The 19,167-nt window shown below is 63.6% G+C and carries 18 protein-coding genes; 4 read left to right on the plus strand and 14 right to left on the minus strand.

The genetic code is table 11. The annotated features are described in order from the left end of the window. Positions 1–20 precede the first annotated feature (20 nt). From ACFQ6H_RS10885 to dacB, 5 genes are all read right to left on the minus strand, one after another. Positions 21–695 carry a DUF4190 domain-containing protein gene (locus tag ACFQ6H_RS10885; protein ID WP_378646023.1) on the minus strand — a complete coding sequence of 225 codons (675 nt, stop codon included), beginning with the start codon at positions 693–695 and terminating at the stop codon, positions 21–23. A 123-nt stretch (positions 696–818) separates the two neighbouring features. Continuing rightward, positions 819–1,373: a hypoxanthine phosphoribosyltransferase gene (gene hpt, locus ACFQ6H_RS10890; RefSeq protein ID WP_019746778.1), complete on the minus strand. Its 555-nt coding sequence runs from the start codon at positions 1,371–1,373 to the stop codon at positions 819–821. 3 nt (positions 1,374–1,376) lie between these two features. Continuing rightward, positions 1,377–2,354: a tRNA lysidine(34) synthetase TilS gene (gene tilS / locus ACFQ6H_RS10895; RefSeq protein WP_378646025.1), complete on the minus strand. Its 978-nt coding sequence runs from the start codon at positions 2,352–2,354 to the stop codon at positions 1,377–1,379. Continuing rightward, positions 2,355–3,428 (minus strand): zinc-dependent metalloprotease, encoded by a 1,074-nt coding sequence (locus tag ACFQ6H_RS10900; protein WP_378639565.1) that lies wholly within the window; start codon positions 3,426–3,428, stop codon positions 2,355–2,357. Then, positions 3,428–4,837, minus strand: a complete 1,410-nt coding sequence (gene dacB / locus ACFQ6H_RS10905) for a D-alanyl-D-alanine carboxypeptidase/D-alanyl-D-alanine-endopeptidase (protein ID WP_378646027.1) — start codon at positions 4,835–4,837, stop codon at positions 3,428–3,430. Before dacB ends, ACFQ6H_RS10900 begins: the two co-directional genes overlap by 1 nt. A gap of 103 nt (positions 4,838–4,940) precedes the next feature. Here dacB and ACFQ6H_RS10910 point away from each other — a divergent pair, with 103 nt between their 5' ends. Further along, on the plus strand, positions 4,941–5,432 hold the full coding sequence (locus ACFQ6H_RS10910) for an inorganic diphosphatase (protein WP_378546204.1): 492 nt from the start codon (positions 4,941–4,943) through the stop codon (positions 5,430–5,432). Between the two features lie 90 nt (positions 5,433–5,522). Here ACFQ6H_RS10910 and ACFQ6H_RS10915 read toward each other — a convergent pair whose 3' ends face one another. From ACFQ6H_RS10915 to ACFQ6H_RS10925, 3 genes are all read right to left on the minus strand, one after another. Continuing rightward, positions 5,523–6,353 carry a crotonase/enoyl-CoA hydratase family protein gene (locus ACFQ6H_RS10915; RefSeq protein ID WP_007727023.1) on the minus strand — a complete coding sequence of 277 codons (831 nt, stop codon included), beginning with the start codon at positions 6,351–6,353 and terminating at the stop codon, positions 5,523–5,525. Positions 6,354–6,399: 46 nt separating this feature from the next. Then, positions 6,400–6,606 carry a hypothetical protein gene (locus ACFQ6H_RS10920; protein ID WP_124568973.1) on the minus strand — a complete coding sequence of 69 codons (207 nt, stop codon included), beginning with the start codon at positions 6,604–6,606 and terminating at the stop codon, positions 6,400–6,402. A gap of 133 nt (positions 6,607–6,739) precedes the next feature. Next, positions 6,740–8,269 carry an LCP family protein gene (locus ACFQ6H_RS10925; RefSeq protein ID WP_378546201.1) on the minus strand — a complete coding sequence of 510 codons (1,530 nt, stop codon included), beginning with the start codon at positions 8,267–8,269 and terminating at the stop codon, positions 6,740–6,742. A 188-nt stretch (positions 8,270–8,457) separates the two neighbouring features. Between ACFQ6H_RS10925 and ACFQ6H_RS10930 the strand changes: the two genes are divergently transcribed. Together ACFQ6H_RS10930 and ACFQ6H_RS10935 are read left to right on the plus strand one after the other, a co-directional pair. Next, positions 8,458–9,210, plus strand: a complete 753-nt coding sequence (locus tag ACFQ6H_RS10930; RefSeq protein WP_378646136.1) for a polysaccharide deacetylase family protein — start codon at positions 8,458–8,460, stop codon at positions 9,208–9,210. Positions 9,211–9,214: 4 nt separating this feature from the next. Further along, positions 9,215–11,194 carry an amino acid permease gene (locus ACFQ6H_RS10935; RefSeq protein WP_378646029.1) on the plus strand — a complete coding sequence of 660 codons (1,980 nt, stop codon included), beginning with the start codon at positions 9,215–9,217 and terminating at the stop codon, positions 11,192–11,194. A 97-nt stretch (positions 11,195–11,291) separates the two neighbouring features. Here the strand turns inward: ACFQ6H_RS10935 and ACFQ6H_RS10940 are convergent, their stop codons facing one another. Continuing rightward, complete coding sequence (locus ACFQ6H_RS10940; protein ID WP_378646031.1) at positions 11,292–13,085, minus strand: alpha/beta fold hydrolase; 1,794 nt, start codon at positions 13,083–13,085, stop codon at positions 11,292–11,294. Continuing rightward, positions 13,082–13,681 (minus strand): TetR/AcrR family transcriptional regulator, encoded by a 600-nt coding sequence (locus tag ACFQ6H_RS10945; protein WP_378546193.1) that lies wholly within the window; start codon positions 13,679–13,681, stop codon positions 13,082–13,084. Before ACFQ6H_RS10945 ends, ACFQ6H_RS10940 begins: the two co-directional genes overlap by 4 nt. Positions 13,682–13,967: 286 nt before the next feature. Here ACFQ6H_RS10945 and ACFQ6H_RS10950 point away from each other — a divergent pair, with 286 nt between their 5' ends. Then, positions 13,968–14,489, plus strand: coding sequence for a 2-oxo-4-hydroxy-4-carboxy-5-ureidoimidazoline decarboxylase (locus tag ACFQ6H_RS10950; RefSeq protein WP_007727034.1), 522 nt, complete (start codon positions 13,968–13,970; stop codon positions 14,487–14,489). A gap of 56 nt (positions 14,490–14,545) precedes the next feature. Here ACFQ6H_RS10950 and ACFQ6H_RS10955 read toward each other — a convergent pair whose 3' ends face one another. From ACFQ6H_RS10955 to ACFQ6H_RS10970, 4 genes are all read right to left on the minus strand, one after another. Continuing rightward, complete coding sequence (locus ACFQ6H_RS10955) at positions 14,546–15,001, minus strand: tellurite resistance TerB family protein (protein WP_003941110.1); 456 nt, start codon at positions 14,999–15,001, stop codon at positions 14,546–14,548. Positions 15,002–15,085: 84 nt separating this feature from the next. Beyond that, positions 15,086–16,642: a TerD family protein gene (locus tag ACFQ6H_RS10960; RefSeq protein WP_378646033.1), complete on the minus strand. Its 1,557-nt coding sequence runs from the start codon at positions 16,640–16,642 to the stop codon at positions 15,086–15,088. 40 nt (positions 16,643–16,682) lie between these two features. After that, the gene (locus tag ACFQ6H_RS10965; protein WP_378646035.1) at positions 16,683–17,576 is read right to left on the minus strand and encodes an SGNH/GDSL hydrolase family protein; all 894 of its coding nucleotides are present in this window, start codon (positions 17,574–17,576) and stop codon (positions 16,683–16,685) included. A gap of 159 nt (positions 17,577–17,735) precedes the next feature. Then, on the minus strand, positions 17,736–19,148 hold the full coding sequence (locus ACFQ6H_RS10970; protein ID WP_378646037.1) for a TerD family protein: 1,413 nt from the start codon (positions 19,146–19,148) through the stop codon (positions 17,736–17,738). Positions 19,149–19,167: the final 19 nt, after the last annotated feature.

Consider the following 19,167-nt stretch of genomic DNA (forward strand, 5'->3'; position numbering starts at 1 on the left):
GCCGTGACTTCCTCTGTCGATCATTCGTCCGCCAGGCAAAGCACTACGACCGGACTCTCTTTACGAACCCAATCGGCGGCGCACGCAGACGTGGACGTGCCGCGGCTGACTACTCGGTGGGTGGCGCTGCTCGAGCTGCACGAGACCGGACTGACATACGTCTCGCTTGTCCCGTCGCCCTTGTCCGCTCCGAGCCTTCGGACGATGCAGTCGCCTACCGAGGCATTTGCGATGACCGTCGCCGTGTCGCTTCCGCTGTACGTCGGCGCTACCGTCCTGGATGTGGTGGTCGAATAGGTCGAATACGTCGTACTCGACGTTTCAGATGTGTAGTAGAGAGAAGACGCGCTGTCGTAGTCGTCGAACGCACGGGTGAAGGCGTTGGCAATGAGAAACATCCACACGATCGACAACACCAGAAGTGCGGTGAAGATGTAGCCGATCACCAGACCGGCGATTGCGAGTCCTCGCCCCTGCTCACCGGTTCGCTTGATCTGCGCCAGCGAAATGTGGCCGAGCACGATTCCGACCGGCGCCAGTACGAGCGCCCCAACCAGGGCTGCAATTGCGAAACCGTTGGTGGTCGGCGGTTGGTACAGAACGCCTTGCGGTTGCGCATTCCAGTACTGCTGCTCGCCCTCGGGCGGCAGTGGCGGAGGGGGCGGCGGTGGAGGAGGCGGTGGCGGAAGAGTCACCGAATAGGCCGTCGATAGCGCATTCCGTGAATCTAGCGAGGCCTCACAGACCTGTCTGTCGTCCGTTCGGAGGATTGATGCAGAAGAGGCTGAAGTGTGAAGAGTGTTAACCGGCGAGCAGGCTCAGCCGCCGTAAACCTCGGGGTCCAGGGTGCCGATGTACGGCAGATCGCGGTACCGCTCGGCGTAGTCGAGGCCGTAACCGACGACGAACTCGTTGGGGATGTCGAAGCCCACGTCGCGGACGTCGACGTCGATCTTGACCGCGTCAGGCTTGCGGAGCAGGGTGACGACCTCGAGCGAAGCGGGGTTACGCGTCTTGAGGTTGCGCATCAACCAGGACAGCGTGAGACCGGAGTCGATGATGTCTTCGACGATCAGCACGTGGCGACCGGCGATGTCCTTGTCGAGGTCCTTGAGGATGCGGACGACGCCCGAAGACGAGGTCGAGGATCCGTAGGAGCTGACGGCCATGAATTCCATCTGCGACGGGATCGGCAGGGCGCGGGCGAAGTCGGTCATGAAGAAGACCGCTCCCTTGAGGACGCCGATCAGCAGGAGATCCCCTTCGGGGGCGCCTGCCGGGTAACGCTTGGCGATTTCCTCAGCCAGTTCCGCCGTTCGCGCACGGATCTGTTCTTCGGAGATCAGTACCGATGCGATGTCGCCCTCGTACACGCGTCAAACCCTTCGTCGGTCTTCGAATCCGAGGATCAGCCTGCCACGTCGCCGGGCCGCCACCAACCTCGCCTCCGGTGTTCCGCCGCCGATCGCGACGCCGCCTTGCCCCCGCCAGTCGGTCACCAGGGCGTCGACTGCGCGTAACTGTTTGTCCGTCAATGCTTTTGCGCCGCCCTGCAGCAGCCAGGCGCGCAGAGCGCGTCGACGGATTGCGGTAGGCGCTTCGGCAAGTGTGTCCACTTCCACTTCCCCGTCGACGACAACCCGTAGGAGTAGGGCCTCGGCGTACTCGTCGAGCGCCTCGCCGTCCTCACGCAACTGCGTCGCGGTTCGGGCCAACGCTTCGGGAACTCCCCCGCCGAGAATTTCTTCGAGCAGCGGCAACGCCTCGTGCCGCAGACGCACGCGAGTGAACTCGGGATTGTTGTTGTGCGGGTCCTCCCACGGCGTGATTTCCAGGTCGACGCAGGCCGCCCTGGTCACCGATCGACGGATGCCGAGTAGCGGCCGCCCCCAGGGGGCGTCGAATGCCGTCATACCTTGAATCGATCGCCCACCGGACCCGCGGGAGAGTCCGAGAAGCACGGTCTCGGCCTGATCGTCGAGTGTGTGTCCGAGTAGAACCGGGAGGTCAGTTCTGGCGCCGCGCAGGGCGTTGTACCGAGCCTCACGTGCGGCGGCTTCGAGACTCCCACCATCGGCTACGTCGACGGTCAGGACCGTCGCGGTCCGGCAACCCAGCGCCAGCGCCTGGTCTGCGGCCGAGCGTGCGACGGCATCGGAACCGACTTGCAGGCGATGGTCCACGATCAATGCGTCGACCGATTCGGTTTCCGCCACGGCTGCTGCGGTGAGCGCCAGCGAATCGGCTCCCCCGGACAGGGCGACGATCACCCGGCGTCGTGGTTCGTATGCGACTGTCCACGCCCGCACGGCCTGTCGCAGCGCCAGCAGGGCAGGCGTCTCGGGCAGCAGCATCTAGCCGAGAACGCGCTTCACCCACGCGTCGGGGTTGTCGATCTCGTCGAGCAACGGCAGGGTTTCCGGCCCGGTCCAGATGGTGTTGAACTGCTCCATGCCGACCGTGAGAACCACCGCGTCGACGAAGGCCTTGCCGCGTACGTACTGCGCCATCTTGGCGTCCATGCCGAGCAGCATCTTGATGATCCGCTGCACGGGGTTGGACTTGCGCTGCCGACGCTTGTCGAAGGCCGCGCGGATAGTTGACACCGACGGCACCACAGCGGGACCGACGGCGTCCATCACGTGGTCTGCATGCCCTTCGAGGAGGGTGCCGAGTACGAGCATCCGATCCAGCGCGTCACGCTGGGGTTCTGCCTGTGAGGCGCGCAGCAGGCCGATGATGCCGCCCGCCGTCGCGCCGTCACTGGAGTCGGGTTCCTTCCGCGAGCGAAGCTCTGCGGCGAGGCGCCCGACAACGTCGGTCATCGACTCGTCCACCGTCGCACCGAGCGTTTCGACGGATTCCTTCATGTAGTCCGCGAGCCACGGCGAGGACGAGAACTGGACCCGGTGCGTGACCTCGTGCAGGCAGACCCACAACCGGAAGTCGCTCGGGTTCAGCCGAAGGGACCGTTCGACGGAGACGATGTTCGGTGTGACCAGAAGCAGCGTGCCGTGTTCACCGGTGAATGGGTCGTACTGGCCGAGGATCGCCGAAGACAGGTACGCCAGCATTGCGCCGGCCTGCAGGCCCGCCGGCTTTCCGACAATGAGATTGCCACTGCCGTCGGGGTCGGCGCCGGTGAGATGCGCCATCGACCGCGAGGCTGCCGTGATCCATCCAGCCCGGTCCAACACGTCAGCGGCTGGGACCGGTAGACCGTCGGCCAAACCGGTCACTTCACGAACCGGCAGTTCTGCACGCTTGGACGCTTCGGCGAGTTCTGCCGTCGCAGTCTCGGCCGTGTAGCGAGACATCGCGGGGCCGCCACGCGCCAGCTTTATCCCGGCTTTGGCGGCCAGACTCCAGTCGACGGCACCACCGAGCGGAGCCGAGGCTTCATCATCTTGTGGAGTCTTTTCGGCCACTATTGGCACCCGCAATTCCTCAATGCTCCGGCAATCGCGTCCAGGGCAGGACGGCTCACTTCTGGCGGCCGGTCATTGGACATCAGTGCGAAGGTGAGCACTCGCCCGTTCTGATCGACCACGAACCCTGACAACGCACTGGCCGTCGAGAGAGTTCCCGTCTTGGCCCGTACCCAACCCGCACCGGTTCGGTTTCCGGACGCGTAGCGGTCGGACAAACTTCCTGTTCCGCCGGCCACCGGAAGGTAGTCCAGCAGGGGACGCAGTTTCGGATCACCGTCACCGGCCGCAGCGGTCATGACGCGATCGAGTACCTGAGCGGGAATGAGATCGTCGACGGACAACCCGCTGGAATCGTGCAGCGAAACTCCGGTGTAGTCGAACCCGGCGGCCTGCAGGGTCTTGCCGGTCGCGTCGACTGCTCCGGTGAACGACGCTTCGATTCCGGAGGCGATCGCAACCTCACGCCCGATGGTCTCGGCGAGCACGTTGTCGGAATGTTCCATCATCTGCAGCAACCGGTCGCTCAGCGGTGCCGACTGCACGGTCGCGATCGGCTTGGCACCGGCAGGCGCCGCGCCGAGACTCACGTTGGCGGGATCGACACCGAGCGCCTGAGCGAGAACCTTGCCCGCGTCCAATGCAGGAGTTTCCGAGCGCGGTGACTCGTCTTGAGTGCCGTCGTACCGACCGCCTTCGATCATCACCGATTCGATCGGCGTGATGTAGCCCGCCGCGATGTCCGCGGGAAACCAGCCGGTGGCCATGTTGTCACCCTTGAACAAGCTCGAGTCCACCACGACGCTGGTCACCGGCGTACCGGCAGCCTTGATCTGGTCGACGAGATCCGCGATGTGAGCGGCGTTGGCGTAGTACCCGCTCTGCCCCTTCGGCGTCGCCGTCAGCGTCGGGTCACCGCCGCCGACCAGAACGACCTGGCCGGGACTCGCTCCGGGCACCACCGTCGTGGCCAGCCGGTGGTCGAGCGGCAACTTCAGCAGTGCCGCCGATGCGGTGAGCACCTTCGTCGTGGACGCAGGCGTCATCGGCGTCGACGGGTCTGCGCTCCACAGAATGTTTCCGGTGATCGCATCAGCGACAACTCCGGTGAACTTCCCCAGATCCGGGTTGGCCACAGCCGGGCCGATCGCCGCGGCGATTCCCGACGCACTCGGAATCGGTGCGTCCGTCGGGACGGGCACTACCTGAGGTGACGGTGTCACGAGCGCAGGCTGCGGCGACGTAGTCACGGTCGCACTGCCGGCAGTGTCGTTCGACGTACCGAGTTTCACGACGACAACTCCGGCGACGGCCAGTACAACCACTGCACCGACCGCCAGAAGGATGCGGAAGTTACGCCGTCGACTCTCTTCTAACGAGCCGATCTTCTTCTTTCCTTGGCCCGCCAACGCCCCTCCGTCTGTGCTCTGCCTACTGGGTGGTCAGGCAACCTTATCCTTGACCCGATATCCTTCCGACGAATCATTACCGACACGACAGCGAGGAATCGGCGTGGAGTTCGACGTCACCATCGAGATCCCCAAGGGTCAGCGCAACAAGTACGAGGTCGACCACGTAACCGGTCGCGTCAAACTCGATCGCTACCTCTACACAGCTTTCGGCTACCCGGCCGACTACGGCTTCATCGAAAACACCCTGGGTGAGGACGGCGATCCGCTCGACGCCATGGTCCTGCTCCCCGAGTCGGTCTTCCCCGGCGTCGTCGTCGAGGCTCGCGCAGTCGCGATGTTCAAGATGGTCGACGAGGCTGGCGGGGACGACAAGGTCCTCTGCGTTCCGGCCGGTGACCCCCGCTGGGATCACATCCAGGACCTGGGTGACATCTCACAGTTCGAGCTCGATGCGATCAAGCACTTCTTCGTCCACTACAAGGACTTGGAGCCGAACAAGCACGTCGAGGCTGCAAATTGGGTCGGCCGCGCCGAGGCAGAGGCCGAGATCGAGGCTTCGATCAAGCGTCTCGCCGCCGACGGCGGGCACTGAGCTTTAAGTTCTCAGGCCTTACGAAAATCCCCGCACATCGGAAGATGCGCGGGGATTTTTTGTGCTGTTTATTACTCGCCCTGGAAGTTTCTACTCACCTTGGAAGACGGGCGGGCGCTTCTGGAAGACGGCGGTGATGGCCTCGGTCAGATCCTGCGAAGGCAGGAACGCCGCGTTCCAGGCTGCGACGTAGCGAAGGCTGTCGTTCACGCTCGCGCTGCGGGTGTGATCGAGCACGTCCTTGATGCCGTGGACGACGAGCGGCGGATTGAGCGCAATCTCCTTGGCGGTCGCGCGCGCCGCGGCCAGTACCGCGTCGGCATCTTCGAAAACGTCGTTGACGAGACCGATCTTCTCGGCGCGCGCTGCGTCGATGTCCTTGCCGGTCAGAGCCAATTCACGCAGGTGTCCGTCGCCGATAATCGCGGGCAGTCGCGCGAGGCTGCCCATGTCTGCGACGATCGCGACCTTGACCTCGCGGATGCTGAACTTGGCGTCGGCACTTGCGTAGCGGATGTCCGCCGCCGTGATGAGGTCGACGCCGCCGCCGATGCACCAACCCTGCACAGCTGCGACGACGGGCTTGCGGCAGTCCGCGACGGCATTGATGCCCGACTGCATGCGCTTGATCATGTCGTGGAATTTGGTGCGCGGACCTGCCTGAGCCTTGTCTGCGAGGACGGCACCGAATTCACCGCTCATCGCCGGCAAGTCCAGTCCGAACGAGAAGTGCTTGCCGGAACCGGCGATGACGATTGCACGCACCTCAGGGTCGGCGTCGAGGTCGGCGAAGATTTCAGGGAGTTCACTCCAGAAATCCGGCCCCATCGCGTTGCCCTTGCTCGGCCCGATCAGCGTCACCTGGGCGATGTTGTCTTCGCGCTCGACGGTGAACGCATTCCAGCTCTTCTGTTCAGTCATTACTCAAGAGTAACTAAAGGTCGGGCTCAGCCGAAGACCGCTGCCTTCATCCGAAGATTCCTGCCTCGTCAAGTACCAGTACGACGAGGGTGACGGCCATCAGGGCGAACATGATGAGCATCGCCATCCTGGCCGCCCGCTCACTGGTCGGCGGGAAAACGCGCTGGGCGGGATGCTCGGCCACGTACTCGGACAAGGACATGGTCCTGGCACGTGAGCGTGTCGGATTCTGTACCGCTGCTGTTGTAGCCATGTCGGTGATCCTTTCAACTACGCAATCTCAGTCAGGTACCCCAAAGGTGAAGTACCCGACTGAGTTCGACTTCTCCAATGTAGACCCGCAGACCGAAGAAATCAGCGTGAGTTTCGTGCGAATTACCTGAGAGTCAGTCCACACAGGGGATGCCGCCATTCGAGTCGGTTCGGATGGGTGATCCCTGCGCTCCGGTATCGGGAACCGTGCCGGCCGATACCGACGGACCGGGTTGCACCGGAGCGGTCGAGAACGCGGTCTTCGCGTTGTCCTCACCGATCAGTACAGACACTGATTCGGCCGCTGCCTGCTCGTTCGACACCGCGACCACACCCAACTGCTCGGCCAGCGCCTCTGCGACGGCTTTGGCTCCGACCCCATAGCTGACCACCGACTTTGCCGTCGGAGCTGCGGTGCTCACCTCCCCGACTTCGACGCCCGACGCTTTCATCGCCGACGCCAACGCGGCGCCCAACCCGTCCGTCGCGGTTCCGTTGCGGATGTCCACAACTTCGTTCCCGGTCGAGATCGCGGTGTCCATCGCAGGTGCAGATGCCGAGTCACCTCCCGCGAAGATTCTCGACACTTCACTACGCAGACGTGCCGGATCGACAGTGTTGACGTCCTGACCATCGACGGTCTCGTAACCCTCGATGGGCAGGGTGTAGAAATCGATGTTGCCACCCGCGAGAGCGCTTGCCTGAGAAGCGAATCGGACGGGATCCATGGCAGAATCGATCACCACGTCCTTCTTCACCACGTCGGCCAGTGCCGTCATCTTCGGAATGTTGCCGATGACTCCTGAGCCCTTCAGGTTGGCAATCACCGCGCTGATGAATGCCTGCTGCCGGTGCGTGCGATCCAAGTCCCCGTTGTCCAGACCGTGGCGTTGACGGACAAACGAAAGTGCCTGTGACGCATCGAGAGTCTGGACCCCCGCGGGGAAGTTGGCACCCGAGAAGTCGTCCTGCACCGGATTGTTGAGACACACCTGAACGGGGCCGATGGCCGAGACGACGTCGTAGAAGCCCATCAGGTTCACTTCGGCAAAGTGATCGATCGGGACCTTGAGCAGATTCTGCACGGTGGTCAGCGTCGAGCGCCTTCCGACTTCGCGTGCTTGTTGTTCTCGTGCAGCAGGATCCGTCACACCGTCTGCTACGAGTTTGGCGTCCGCATCAGCCTTCGCCATTCCGTAGGCTTCCTTGATCTTGGCCATTCCGTAGCCGGGTACCGCGACGTAATCGTCGCGTGGGATCGCCACCGCACTGGCCTTACCGCCGTCGCCCGGAACATGGAGCAGGATAAGCGTGTTCGTGTTGTATCCACCCACGTCGCTGTCCCCCGCGTGCAGCTTGTCGGTGACGAACTCTGCCGGCAGGTCGCTGCCGTCCATCGCCTTGCGACTGTCGAGCCCGATCAACAGGATGTTGGTATCCCCGTCGAGCGAACTGCCGGCGTCGTCACCGAGGGCGGAGAGCGCGTCCGATCGGTACAGCCCCGACGTCAGATCCGACTGCACGTACCACCCGATTCCGACGCCGACCAGAATCGTCGTCGACAAGGAGGCGGCCGCCAGCTTGCGCCCCACCGAGAGCGTCGACCGCTGCGGTGGACGCCTACGTCTGTGCCTGGTTGCCGAGTGTCGAGGTCGCGGTTCCACGGCCGACACGCTATCCACCGTTCCTGAGTAAAACCTGTCGATACCGGAGACGGCTGGTCATTCGCTGAAAAAACGCTGAGAATGAAGTCCGAATTGGGCAAATCTGCTCTAGGCTCCGCCCTGTGGACCGCCGACGCTTCCTCAGTGCCCTCGCAGCAGCAACTCTGACCGGAACCGCCGCGGTGACCATGGGAACCGCTTGTTCGTCACGTTCGGTCGGCACGGCTATCGCCGCAGCCGACGAACCAGCAGATGCCGTGCCCGGCGCGGATCTCCCGCCTGCGTTGTTGCCGCCTCCACCGCCGTCTGCCCGGGTGCCGCTGCCCGCCGGCGGATCGCTGACCGCACTGCCCGGTGGTGGAGATCTGCTCGCCCTGACGGTTGACGACGGGGCCAGTTCCGAAGTCGTGCGTCTCTACACACAGTTCGCAAAAGACACCGGCATCCGTTTGACGTACTTCGTGAACGGGCAATACAACTCGTGGACCGAAAATGCCGGACTTCTGAGGCCGCTGGTCGAGAGCGGACAAGTTCAGCTCGGCAATCACACCTTCTCGCACCCGGATCTGACGTCCGTGTCGAAGCAGCAGATCGCCGAGGAGTTGACGAAGAACGGCACGTTCCTGCGCAACACTTACGGCGTGGATGCCGCGCCGTACTTTCGACCGCCGTACGGAAGGCACAACGCAACAGTCGATTCCGTGGCAGCGAGCGTCGGATACACCGTGCCCACCCTCTGGTACGGATCACTGTCGGATTCTTCGTTGATCACCGAGGAGTACATCCTCCAGATGGCGAACCAGTACTTCAATCCGGGGGCGATAGTGATCGGGCACCTCAACTATCTGCCCGTGACCCACGTGTATCCGCAACTGGTGGACATCATCCGGAGCCGAAACCTGCGGACTGTCACGCTCGACGATGTGTATCTGAGGCCGTGACGCCGTGGTGACCGCCGCCGAAAACGAGGTCCCGGCCGAAAACACGGCTCCGTCGGTGAAACAACGCACCGAGGCCTGGCTGCTCGCGGACATCACCGAGGAACCCGCCGGACATCTGGGGCCACACCGGATGGCGCCGAAGAAGGAGAAGCGCCACCCGTGGTGGAAAGTGATGTGCCTGACGGGTGTCGATTACTTCTCCACTCTCGGTTACCAACCCGGTATCGCGGCACTGGCGGCCGGCACGTTGGCTCCGATCGCGACAGTCGTACTGATCCTGCTGACGCTGTTCGGTGCGCTGCCGGTCTACCGGCGAGTGGCTCGCGAGAGTCCGCACGGCGAGGGTTCGATCGCCATGCTCGAGAAGCTGCTGCCCAAGTGGCGAGGCAAGATCTTCGTTCTCGTGCTTCTCGGCTTCGCGGCCACCGATTTCCTCATCACCATGACGCTCTCGGCTGCCGACGCCACGGCACACCTCGTCGAGAATCCTTTTGCACCAACATTTCTCTCCGGACATACCGTCGCCGTCACCCTGGTTCTGCTCGCGCTCCTCGCTGCGGTATTCCTCCGCGGATTCACCGAAGCAATCGGTATCGCGGTCGGATTGGTCGCCGTCTACCTCGCCTTGAACGTGGTGGTCATCTCCGTAGGTTTGTGGCACATCGCGACCGCGCCGTCTTTGGTCACCGACTGGACGCGCGCCATGACCACCGAGCACGGAAATCCGGCGATGATGATCCTGATCGCGCTGATCGTCTTCCCGAAGTTGGCTCTCGGCCTGTCCGGCTTCGAGACCGGGGTCGCGGTCATGCCGCAGATCAAGGGCGATCCGCACGACACCGAACAGAATCCACGTGGCCGCATCAAAGGCGCACGACGCCTGCTCACCACGGCAGCGCTGATCATGAGTGGATTTCTACTGACGTCGAGCCTGGTCACGACCATCCTGATCCCGGAGAACGAGTTCCAGCCGGGAGGCGCTGCCAACGGTCGCGCACTTGCCTTCCTCGCACACGACTATCTGGGTGAGATCTTCGGAACCGTCTACGATCTCAGCACGATCCTGATCCTCTGGTTTGCCGGTGCGTCGGCAATGGCAGGGTTGCTCAACCTCGTCCCCAGGTATCTCCCCCGCTACGGCATGGCGCCGTCGTGGGCCCGCGCCGTGCGTCCTCTGGTCCTCGTGTTCAGCGTCATCGCCATCACCGTCACGATCTACTTCGACGCCGGTGTCGACGCTCAGAGTTCCGCGTACGCAACCGGCGTCCTCGTCCTGATCTCGTCGGCGACCGTCGCCGTTGCCCTGTCCGCCCGCAAGCACGGTCAGCGAAAACTGTTCGTAGGGTTCAGTTTTGTCGCAGTTCTGTTCGTCTACACGACGATCGCGAACATCTTCGAACGCCCGGACGGTGTGAAAGTGGCGTCGTTCTTCATCGCCGCGATCATTGTGGTGTCCTTCCTTTCCCGAATCTCGCGAGCCTTCGAACTTCGCGCCACCTCTGTCGAATTCGACGAGACCGCGCTGCAATTCATCACCGAGGCAGCCGAGAAGGGCTACCTCGCGATGGTGGCGCACGACGTCGACCGCCTCGACGAGGACGAGTATCGGCAGAAGGAATCGCAGCAGCGCGCCGAAAGCAACATCCCCGAGGGCGAGTCGATCATCTTCATCGAGGTCAACGTCACGGACTCCTCCGAATTCAGCACCGACCTCCTCGTCCACGGGCGACAGCGCGGTGAGCACCGGATTCTGTGGGTCGACAGCCCGGCAGTCCCCAACACCATCGCGGCGGTTCTCCTGCGGACGAGGGACATCACCGGAGTGATTCCCGACGTCTACTTCGAGTGGACCGAGGGAAACCCGATCATGTACCTGCTCCGTTTCCTGTTCATCGGTGAGGGCGAAACCGCTCCGGTGACCCGTGAGGTCCTTCGCCGCGCCGAACCCGACCAGTCCAGGCGACCCCACGTCCACGTCGGTTGACGCGGCGCGGCCACCGACGCCCACGCGAACGACAAAGGTTCGACAGAGGTGAGTCGGAGGTCGGGAGTGCCAGAGGCTGGAACTTCCGGCGTCATTGTCACACGATCGATCCATTGAGTAAGTCGACGAGAGCATCGCTATGGGTGAGTTGTGGATGATGGCCGGCACCGGGCACCGACCTCAGTTCGACGTTCGGAAGTGACTCGAGATGCTCGACCGCGTCCGGGGCGATCGGGTCGTTGCTTCCCGTGATGATGAGGACCGGGCCACTGAATCTGCCGAGCGTCTCCTGGAGTTCGGAACGCCACTGCTTCGATTCCGCAAGGGCGAGATGCTCGGCCACCCTCTTCGCGGTGCTTCGCTCGAGGTCACTGACACTGGAATCGAGAGCGGCCGCGCTCGCTTCTGATCCCGTCAGTAGTCGTGACAGCCGTGTTGGGTTCGCGTGTCGGAGGTAGGCGCATACGAGCGGCCTCAGTCTGGCTGAAAGACCTATCGGAGGCTGGAGGAAGAACGGCGCAATCAACGTAAGGGACTTGACCTGCTCCGGTAACCGATCAGCCGCAACTACGGCCGCAGCCGCACCGATGGAGTGGCCGACGAGGTCAGCAGATTCCCCAGCCACTACCGCCGGAAGCCACTGTTCCCAGTCCTGAACGCCGACTCCGCCGCTGAGGCCGAGCCCGGGCAGGTCGACGACCCGCCCCGCGATGCCGGCCGCTACCGCTGCCCACGTATCGGCGTTTACGGGCAAACCGGGAAGGACCGCTCGACTGGATCCGGGTACGCCGAGTTCGAATGTCCTCAGGCCGCCGACATCGACGAATCGACGGCTGTCAGTCAGGGCCGCTCCAAATCGATGTGCGGCCAAGTAGTCGGCCCATCGTTCGAGGGACAGCAGCGCGTCTGGCGTGTGTATCCCGTGTCTGTCTGCGAACTCGACGGCGGACGCTGTCGGATATCGGTCGGCGGACATGAAGGTGAGCGTCTCAGGATCCGCCTTGGTGATCTGCTGCGGAAGCCGCTTGATGACACCGATCGGTATTCGTACCCGTGGGACCTTCGCGCCGAGATGTCGACCGACATGTGTGAGCAGGTCCGCCAGCGGCGGGGTGTCGTCGTCGAGAACCCAGTAGGCCATGCCTTCGGCAGCCGGGTCGACCGCTGCGGCCGTCATGAAAGCCGCCAGGTAGTCGACCGTGACGATCGGGAGAAACGTCGATTGGTTTCCGGGCAACGCTGCCGCGGCACCATCCCAAATCTGCTCGATCGTGCCGGCAAGCCCGATGTACTGGTCGGATTCCCCTGTGGCGCTGTCGCCGATCACACTGGAGGGATTGACGATGGTCCATGGAACCCCGTGCTCGAGGGCTCGGGCTTGGAAGATTGCGTCGGACTCCACTTTCGACGCTTCGTATGCGCCAAGCTCCTTGTAGACCGAAGCGCGGTGATCGTCTGACCACGGAACAGATTTGGGGTCTTGTCCGCCGACGCGGTAGCCCGACACATGGACGACGCGCTGCAGGTTGGGGAGGTCCGTGGCGAAGTCGATCAGCTTCTCGACGATGCCGACGTTCGCGCTGCGCGCCTCCTCGGCGGTCATTCCGAATCGGTAGGACCCGGCGCAGTTGTGGATCTCGGTGATGGACGGAAATGCCGATGGGCCGCCGGAGACCACCTCAGGAGCATCGAAGTCGACGATCGTCGTGCTGATACTTCGTGTCAGGCCGTGCTCGCTGACCCATCGCTCGACACGCGATCCGGACTCGGCGGTCCGAACTGCCGCCGTGACCTTCGCACCTGCCTCGGCAAGAGTCAGGACGAGGTGCCGCCCGACCAGGCCCGAGGCTCCGAAGACCAGGGCGTGGCGGGAGCCTTCGTGCGGCGTCACCGCGTCCCTCCGACTGTCGGGCAGCGCTGGCTGACGAGCTCCGTGACGACGTCAGCGGCCGCGATGAGGGGTTGAGTGCTCTGCATAGCGCGAGAGACGATGACCGCCCCCTCAATCGTCGACACAACGACGGTTGCCAGAGACCGCGCCTCTTCGTCGCCGAGACCGCTGGCCCCCAGAAACGCGGCCGTCGGTGCGATCCACGATTCGAAGGCAGTGGCGCACGCCAGCCGCAGTCGCTCGCTTTCTGCGCCCATCTCCAGAGTGACGACGGAGACCGGGCAGCCCAGACGAAAGTTGCTCTCGCTGACGATGGCCGTCAGAGCCTCGATCGCAGCGCGGACAGCTCCGGCCGCACCGCCCGCTGATACCGCGGCCTCTGCAATCAGCGTCTCGAACTGCTTCGTGGCGAGCTCAACCGCTGCAACGCCCAAACTTTCCTTCCCGTCGGGAAAGTGGAAGTAGATCGACCCCTTAGGTGCTGCTGCATGCTCGATCACAGCATTGAGACCGGTGCCGCTGTAGCCGTTGGCCTGAATGAGCTCGAGCATGGACTCGGTGAGCCGCGCTTTTGTCAGATCTCCTTTGGATGCCATAGCCCAATAATAGACCGGTCTACATATTTTGCAAATACTAAGAATACTCGCTCAATCAACAAGGTGTGCAGGCAATTGGAGCGAGTGTGGGACTGGGGCCGTCTTCAGCGACCCGCACGCACTCCCACCTCCCCGATCAGCTCGTTACGCCGCGTTAAGAACCTGAAAACTCGGTGAGCAAACCTTCCTTTCCCAGGTGAAGCGGCGGATTATCGAAGTGGCCGCGCATCTGGTTACCGTGCGGCATGTCAAGCGCGCCTGAAGGCACAACGGGCCGGGAGGTCACATGCTGCTACATCAATCGATCGGGTTGGAGCGCTTCAACGAACTACCGCGACAGAAGGCGGTTCACGCATTGTTCGAGTGCTGCTGCTCGCTGACGTGGGCCGGATGGGTCAGCGACGGACGTCCGTTCGCCGATCACGCGGAGATCCTCTCGCGCGCCGAGGACGCGATTCTCAACCTCTCGGACGAGGACGTCGAACGCGCCCTGCAGTGCCATCCACCGGTCGGCGTGCGCAAGAACAGCGTGCCGTCCCACCTCGAGCAATGCTCGATCTGGGTTCCGGACGACGCCGTCATGGCAACCATCTATCGCGCCGGCGAGGAGTACGAGCGAAACTTCGGCTTCCGGTATCTGTGGTGTTCGCACGGCCATGACGCCGACGACCTGCTCGAGAACATCGGCCAGCGCATGTCCAACGAACGCTCCGTCGAGCGCAAGGTCTGCGTCGACGAGCTCGCCAAGATCACGCGGACGAGGATCGAGCGCATGCTCGGACCCGAGGACGGTTATCCCGAGTACTGAAAAGAAAAGCGGGCGCAGCGCTTTCGCGCTGCACCCGCTTTCATACTCTGAATCGGTCAGAGATCGAACTCGGCCGGAGAGATTCCGACGGCAAAACACATGTCGCGTACGACGCCGCGCTCGTGCTCGTCGAAGTTGCCGTCCGCGCCGCCGATGATGATGCCGATCTGGATGACCGCGCGAGCCTGATCCTGCTTCGACTTGAGCTTGGCGATGGTCGCGGTTGCCTCGACCTTTCCGAACTCGTAGTCGGAGGACAGCTTGCTGCAGTACCAGTCGAACTGCTCACGAAGCTCGTCCGGCGGGAAGACCGCGAGCGACTCGTTGCTCATGATCAGCGCGGCGGTCTTCTGACGCTCCGACGGATCGATCGAACCGTCTGCGGCGGCGATCAACGCGCACATTGCCATGCTCGCGTTCTTGAATTCCTTGTTCTGGAACTGGCTGGTCTTTGTCTTGAGCTGGCCGTTCATCTCCTGAGCCTTAGCCTTCAACTGATCCCAGAATGCCATGAGTCTCCTCGAGTATTGCCGCCACACACCGCGCGTGGTCGTACCACCACTCTGCCTGTGCGCTCGGCAATCCGCCATCGGCCACTAGGTGCGGTCGAACACTGCCAGAATTCGCGACTCGGAGATCGGGTCGAGCACGTCCGGGGTGAAGTGCCATTGCGTGCGGGTCCAGGGATCGTGAACCTCGGTCTGCCCTGCTGCCGAAAGATGTTGGCACCCCTCGGACAGTGCGGCGACGGATTCTTCCGCGAAGTTCGACTCGTCCTCTCCGACAATCAGTATCGACAAACCGATTGCCGGCCCGCGTTCGGCGAGGAACATGACGGTTTGTGCGTCTTCGGCGGAGTATCCGTGCGGGAAATCGCTGAGAATCAACAGGCGAAGGGAACTCGGGCCATCGGCGACGCCACTCATTCGCGCGAGTTCGCCCATGTCGACGGCCTCGGCCAGTGCCCGCAAGCGCGCCGAGATCTCGGTGTGAGCGGTGATGACCGGCCCCGCGAGCATCGGTGCCAGTCGATCGGTCAATGGTGTGAGCGAGCCGGTCAGATCGACGACGTCGAGTAGCGGCATCGGGCCTGCGGCCATGACGCGCACGGTGACGGCACTGATCAGACCGAGCGCTGCTTTGCTCGACGTACTGTCCACCCAGATCGGCCGGCGCAGCGGCAACGGGACGCAGTATGGAACGGTGAGCGTGCCGCGGTCCGGAGCCGACAGCTCGCCAAGACGCATTCCGTCGCTGACGGCCGTGATCTGCGCCGGATCAGTTGTACCCGCCCACGACACCGACTTCCACGACGCCATCGACCGTGGGAGCACGCCGTCGATCACGCCGAGTTCGTGTGCAAGCTGGGCGCTGTCACGGGCGTGGTTGTCTCGCGCGAGTGAGACGAGGTCGTCGTGCCGCTTCTGTGCGGCATCGCGCGCCGCCACTCCCGCTGCCGAGTTCCGCAACGACGGATCTGCGACGGCTGCGGTCAGATCCTCGTCCAACCGAGCCAGCGCGTACTCGCTGCTGGAGACGAAGGAAGCGGCAGATCGCGAGGCGTCCTCGAAGATCACCCACGCACGCTCGAGACCTCGCCCTACCTCCAACGGCTCCACCGCGGAGTCCCACGCGGGCGCAGCGGTCGGGGCTTGTTGTGCCGGCTCGTCGTCCACCTCGACGCCGTGCACCGAGATCAGTTCCGCCAAACCACCCGCATAGCCCTGCCCGACGGCCCGGATCTTCCACGCACCGGACTTTCGATACAGCTCCCAGCAGATGACCGCTGTTTCGGTACCTGCGGTGGGGATCGCGAATTCGGCCAGGACCGAACCGGATTGATCGCTCAGGGTGGCGGAGAGCCCCGCCGTGCGAAAAACGCCCGCGGCCGTCGCTGCCGGATCCACGCTCACGATGCACAACACCGCTGCCGCATCGGGGTGAAGTCGATCGAGCTCCACCCGGATGCCACTCTCGTCGAGTTGCACTCCAGCGGTGGACGGTTGGTTGTAGAAAACGAAGTCAGCGGACGTCAATGCCCGCAGGTTCGCGTCCGCTACCAGCGCCGACACGTCGAACGGTGTCTGGCTCTCGGCTCGAAACGTCACCACGGGCGCCGGCAGCGGCGCGTTCTGTCCGGGAACAAAAGTCATACCCACAGCAGCGAACTATGCCATGACCCGGCTCTCTCGGTCAGCCTCGCAGGTCCGCCACCACTAGATCGGCCACCGCGGTCATCCCAGCGTCCGTGAAGTGCAAGCGCTGCGCCGACGACTCCGAGAACAGGCCCTCGAACCAACGTTGATCTGCACTCGCACACGCGTCGTGCCCGCCGGCGATGCTCGCCGCCGCAATGTCGACGGTACGAACACCGTGGGCGTGGGCGACCTCGTCGAACTTCGTGTTGTAGCGCGCGAAGTAGTCCATGAACCAGGCTGCGTCGGCGTCGGAGAACGGGATGTTCGGCCAGCATCCGCGAGAGGAAATCATGCCGCCCTCACCGATCAGGTAGATGCGAGCGTTCGGCGCGCGCTGCGTGACCGCGGTCAGGATGCGATCCAATTCTCCGGCAGCCCGGTCGATTCCGGATTGGGCGACGGAATTCGCGAGCGGGTCGTATCGACATCCACGATCGGTTCCTGGTCCCGGAGCGACGCACAGGGGGCCGAGGAAGATGCTGTTGGAGTCGTTGCCGCCGATCGAGATGGTGATCAGGTCGGTGTCCGGGTGGACGGCGTCGAGTTGGACCGGCCAGTAGTTCGGAATCAGTTGCGGGGTGTCGATGATGTTCTCGGCGCGGGCCGCACTGCAGGAGACGTCGGCGAACTCGGCGACCTCGAGTGCCCGCGAGATCTTGCCCGCGAAGTTCTCGTACGAACGCGAACAGGCGTCGGGGTACATCGGTTCCAGCCTTGGGCCGGAGGCGCGGGAGTCACCGAGGGCGACGTACTTGATCCCGGTGCCGGATACACCTGACAGCGTTTCCGACTGCGGCACCGAAGCCTGCGCGATCCCGGTGCTCACGAGCGCCAGCACAACGCCTGCGACAGCCGCCGCCCGACCGAGACGTTTCCCTCGAATGATCATCTACTGTGCCAAGTCCTCTCGCGCACGGCCGCTCGACTGACGGCTCGACATGCCGCATGAGGTTAACGCACAGAAGGGACAACGATGTCCGGTTCGGCGGACGGCGATCGAAACCACCTACCGCCGAACCGGATTCGTCAGAACTTATGCAGTCTCGACTCAAGCAGTGAGGAAGCGACCCAGCTGCGGCGCAGCTTCTCCCGCGTGCTTGGCCTGGATACCTTCACCGATGGCCTGCAGCTTCCATTCACCGTTCGCGCGGTACACCTTGGCCATCACCATTCCGGTGAACGCCATGCCGCCCTGGAGCGTGTATCGGGCGAGCTCGGAGTTGGTGGTGCTGTCCACGAGACGGCAGAAAGCGTTGGAGACCTGCTCGAACGTGTGCCCGCGGTACGAGGTCACGGTGAAGATCACCGTGGTCACGTGAGCCGGGACCCGCTGCAGATCGACGAGCATGACCTCGTCGTCACCGTCGCCGTCGCCGGTCAGGTTGTCACCCATGTGACGGACGGAGCCGTCCTTGGACGTCAGCTGACCGTAGTAACAGACGTCGACGAGATTGCCATCGGCATACAGGAGCGCCGAAGCGTCGAGGTCGACGTCGGCCGTCCGGCTTCCGAACAGGCCGCTCTTCTTGATCGGATCCCAACCCAGACCCATCTGGATCATGGTGAGCGCGACGCCGCCCTCCTTGCGGAGCGTGACCTTCTGGCCCTTGGTCAGGCTGACGGGACGTCCCTTGACCAGGCTCACCTCGGGCTGCTGCGCCGGCGGCTGGTTCTGCGCGGGAGGCGCCGGGGGCGCCTGGTTGTACGTCGGCTGCTGGTTGTAAGTCGGCTGCTGGTTGTACGCAGGCTGCTGTGCCGGTGGGTAGGCCGGCGGCGTCGGTCCCTGGTTGTAGGCGGGCGGCTGGTTGTACGCGGGCGGGGCCGGCGGAACCGGCGGCGCGTTGTACGAAGGCTGCTGCTGCGGCGGCTGGTTGTATGCCGGCGGTGTAGGAGCGACAGACGAGGGCGGGGTGATCGGAGCCGGAGCCGCGACCGGAGTGGGCGGCGGCGGCGCGGGCGCATCGTCGACGGACACACCGTGATCGGTGACCAGCGCGGCAAATCCACCCGCGTAACCCTGGCCGACAGCGCGCACCTTCCACGCGCCCTGGCGGCGGTACACCTCGAGTGCGATGACGATGGACTCGGTGGTGAGACCGTCGATCACGTACTCGTACAACACGTTCCCGGTCGCGTCGGAAACCCGAGCGGTCGGTGCAGCAGTGCGCCCGAAGTTCGACGACGCGTCGTCGAGCGTGATGACGGCGCGAACCTGCTCGATATCGGCGGGTACGCCGGCGAGTGAGACTCGGAGTGAGGCAATGCCACCCGGGTTGGGTACCAATTGCACGCCGGGTCCGGTCGGCTGGTTGAAGAAGACGAAGTCGGCGTCGGAACGAACTTTTCCGTTGCTCGTCACGAGGAGTGCAGACAGGTCAGCGGCTGCAGCCAACTGAACCGACACAACTACATCCGAGACGTCCAGCGGGCCGTTCTGCCCTTTGGCAAGCGATACAGACAACTAAATCCCCTTCATAGAG

The organism is Rhodococcus sp. NPDC056506, assembly GCF_042794945.1.
Classification (GTDB): domain Bacteria; phylum Actinomycetota; class Actinomycetes; order Mycobacteriales; family Mycobacteriaceae; genus Rhodococcus_F.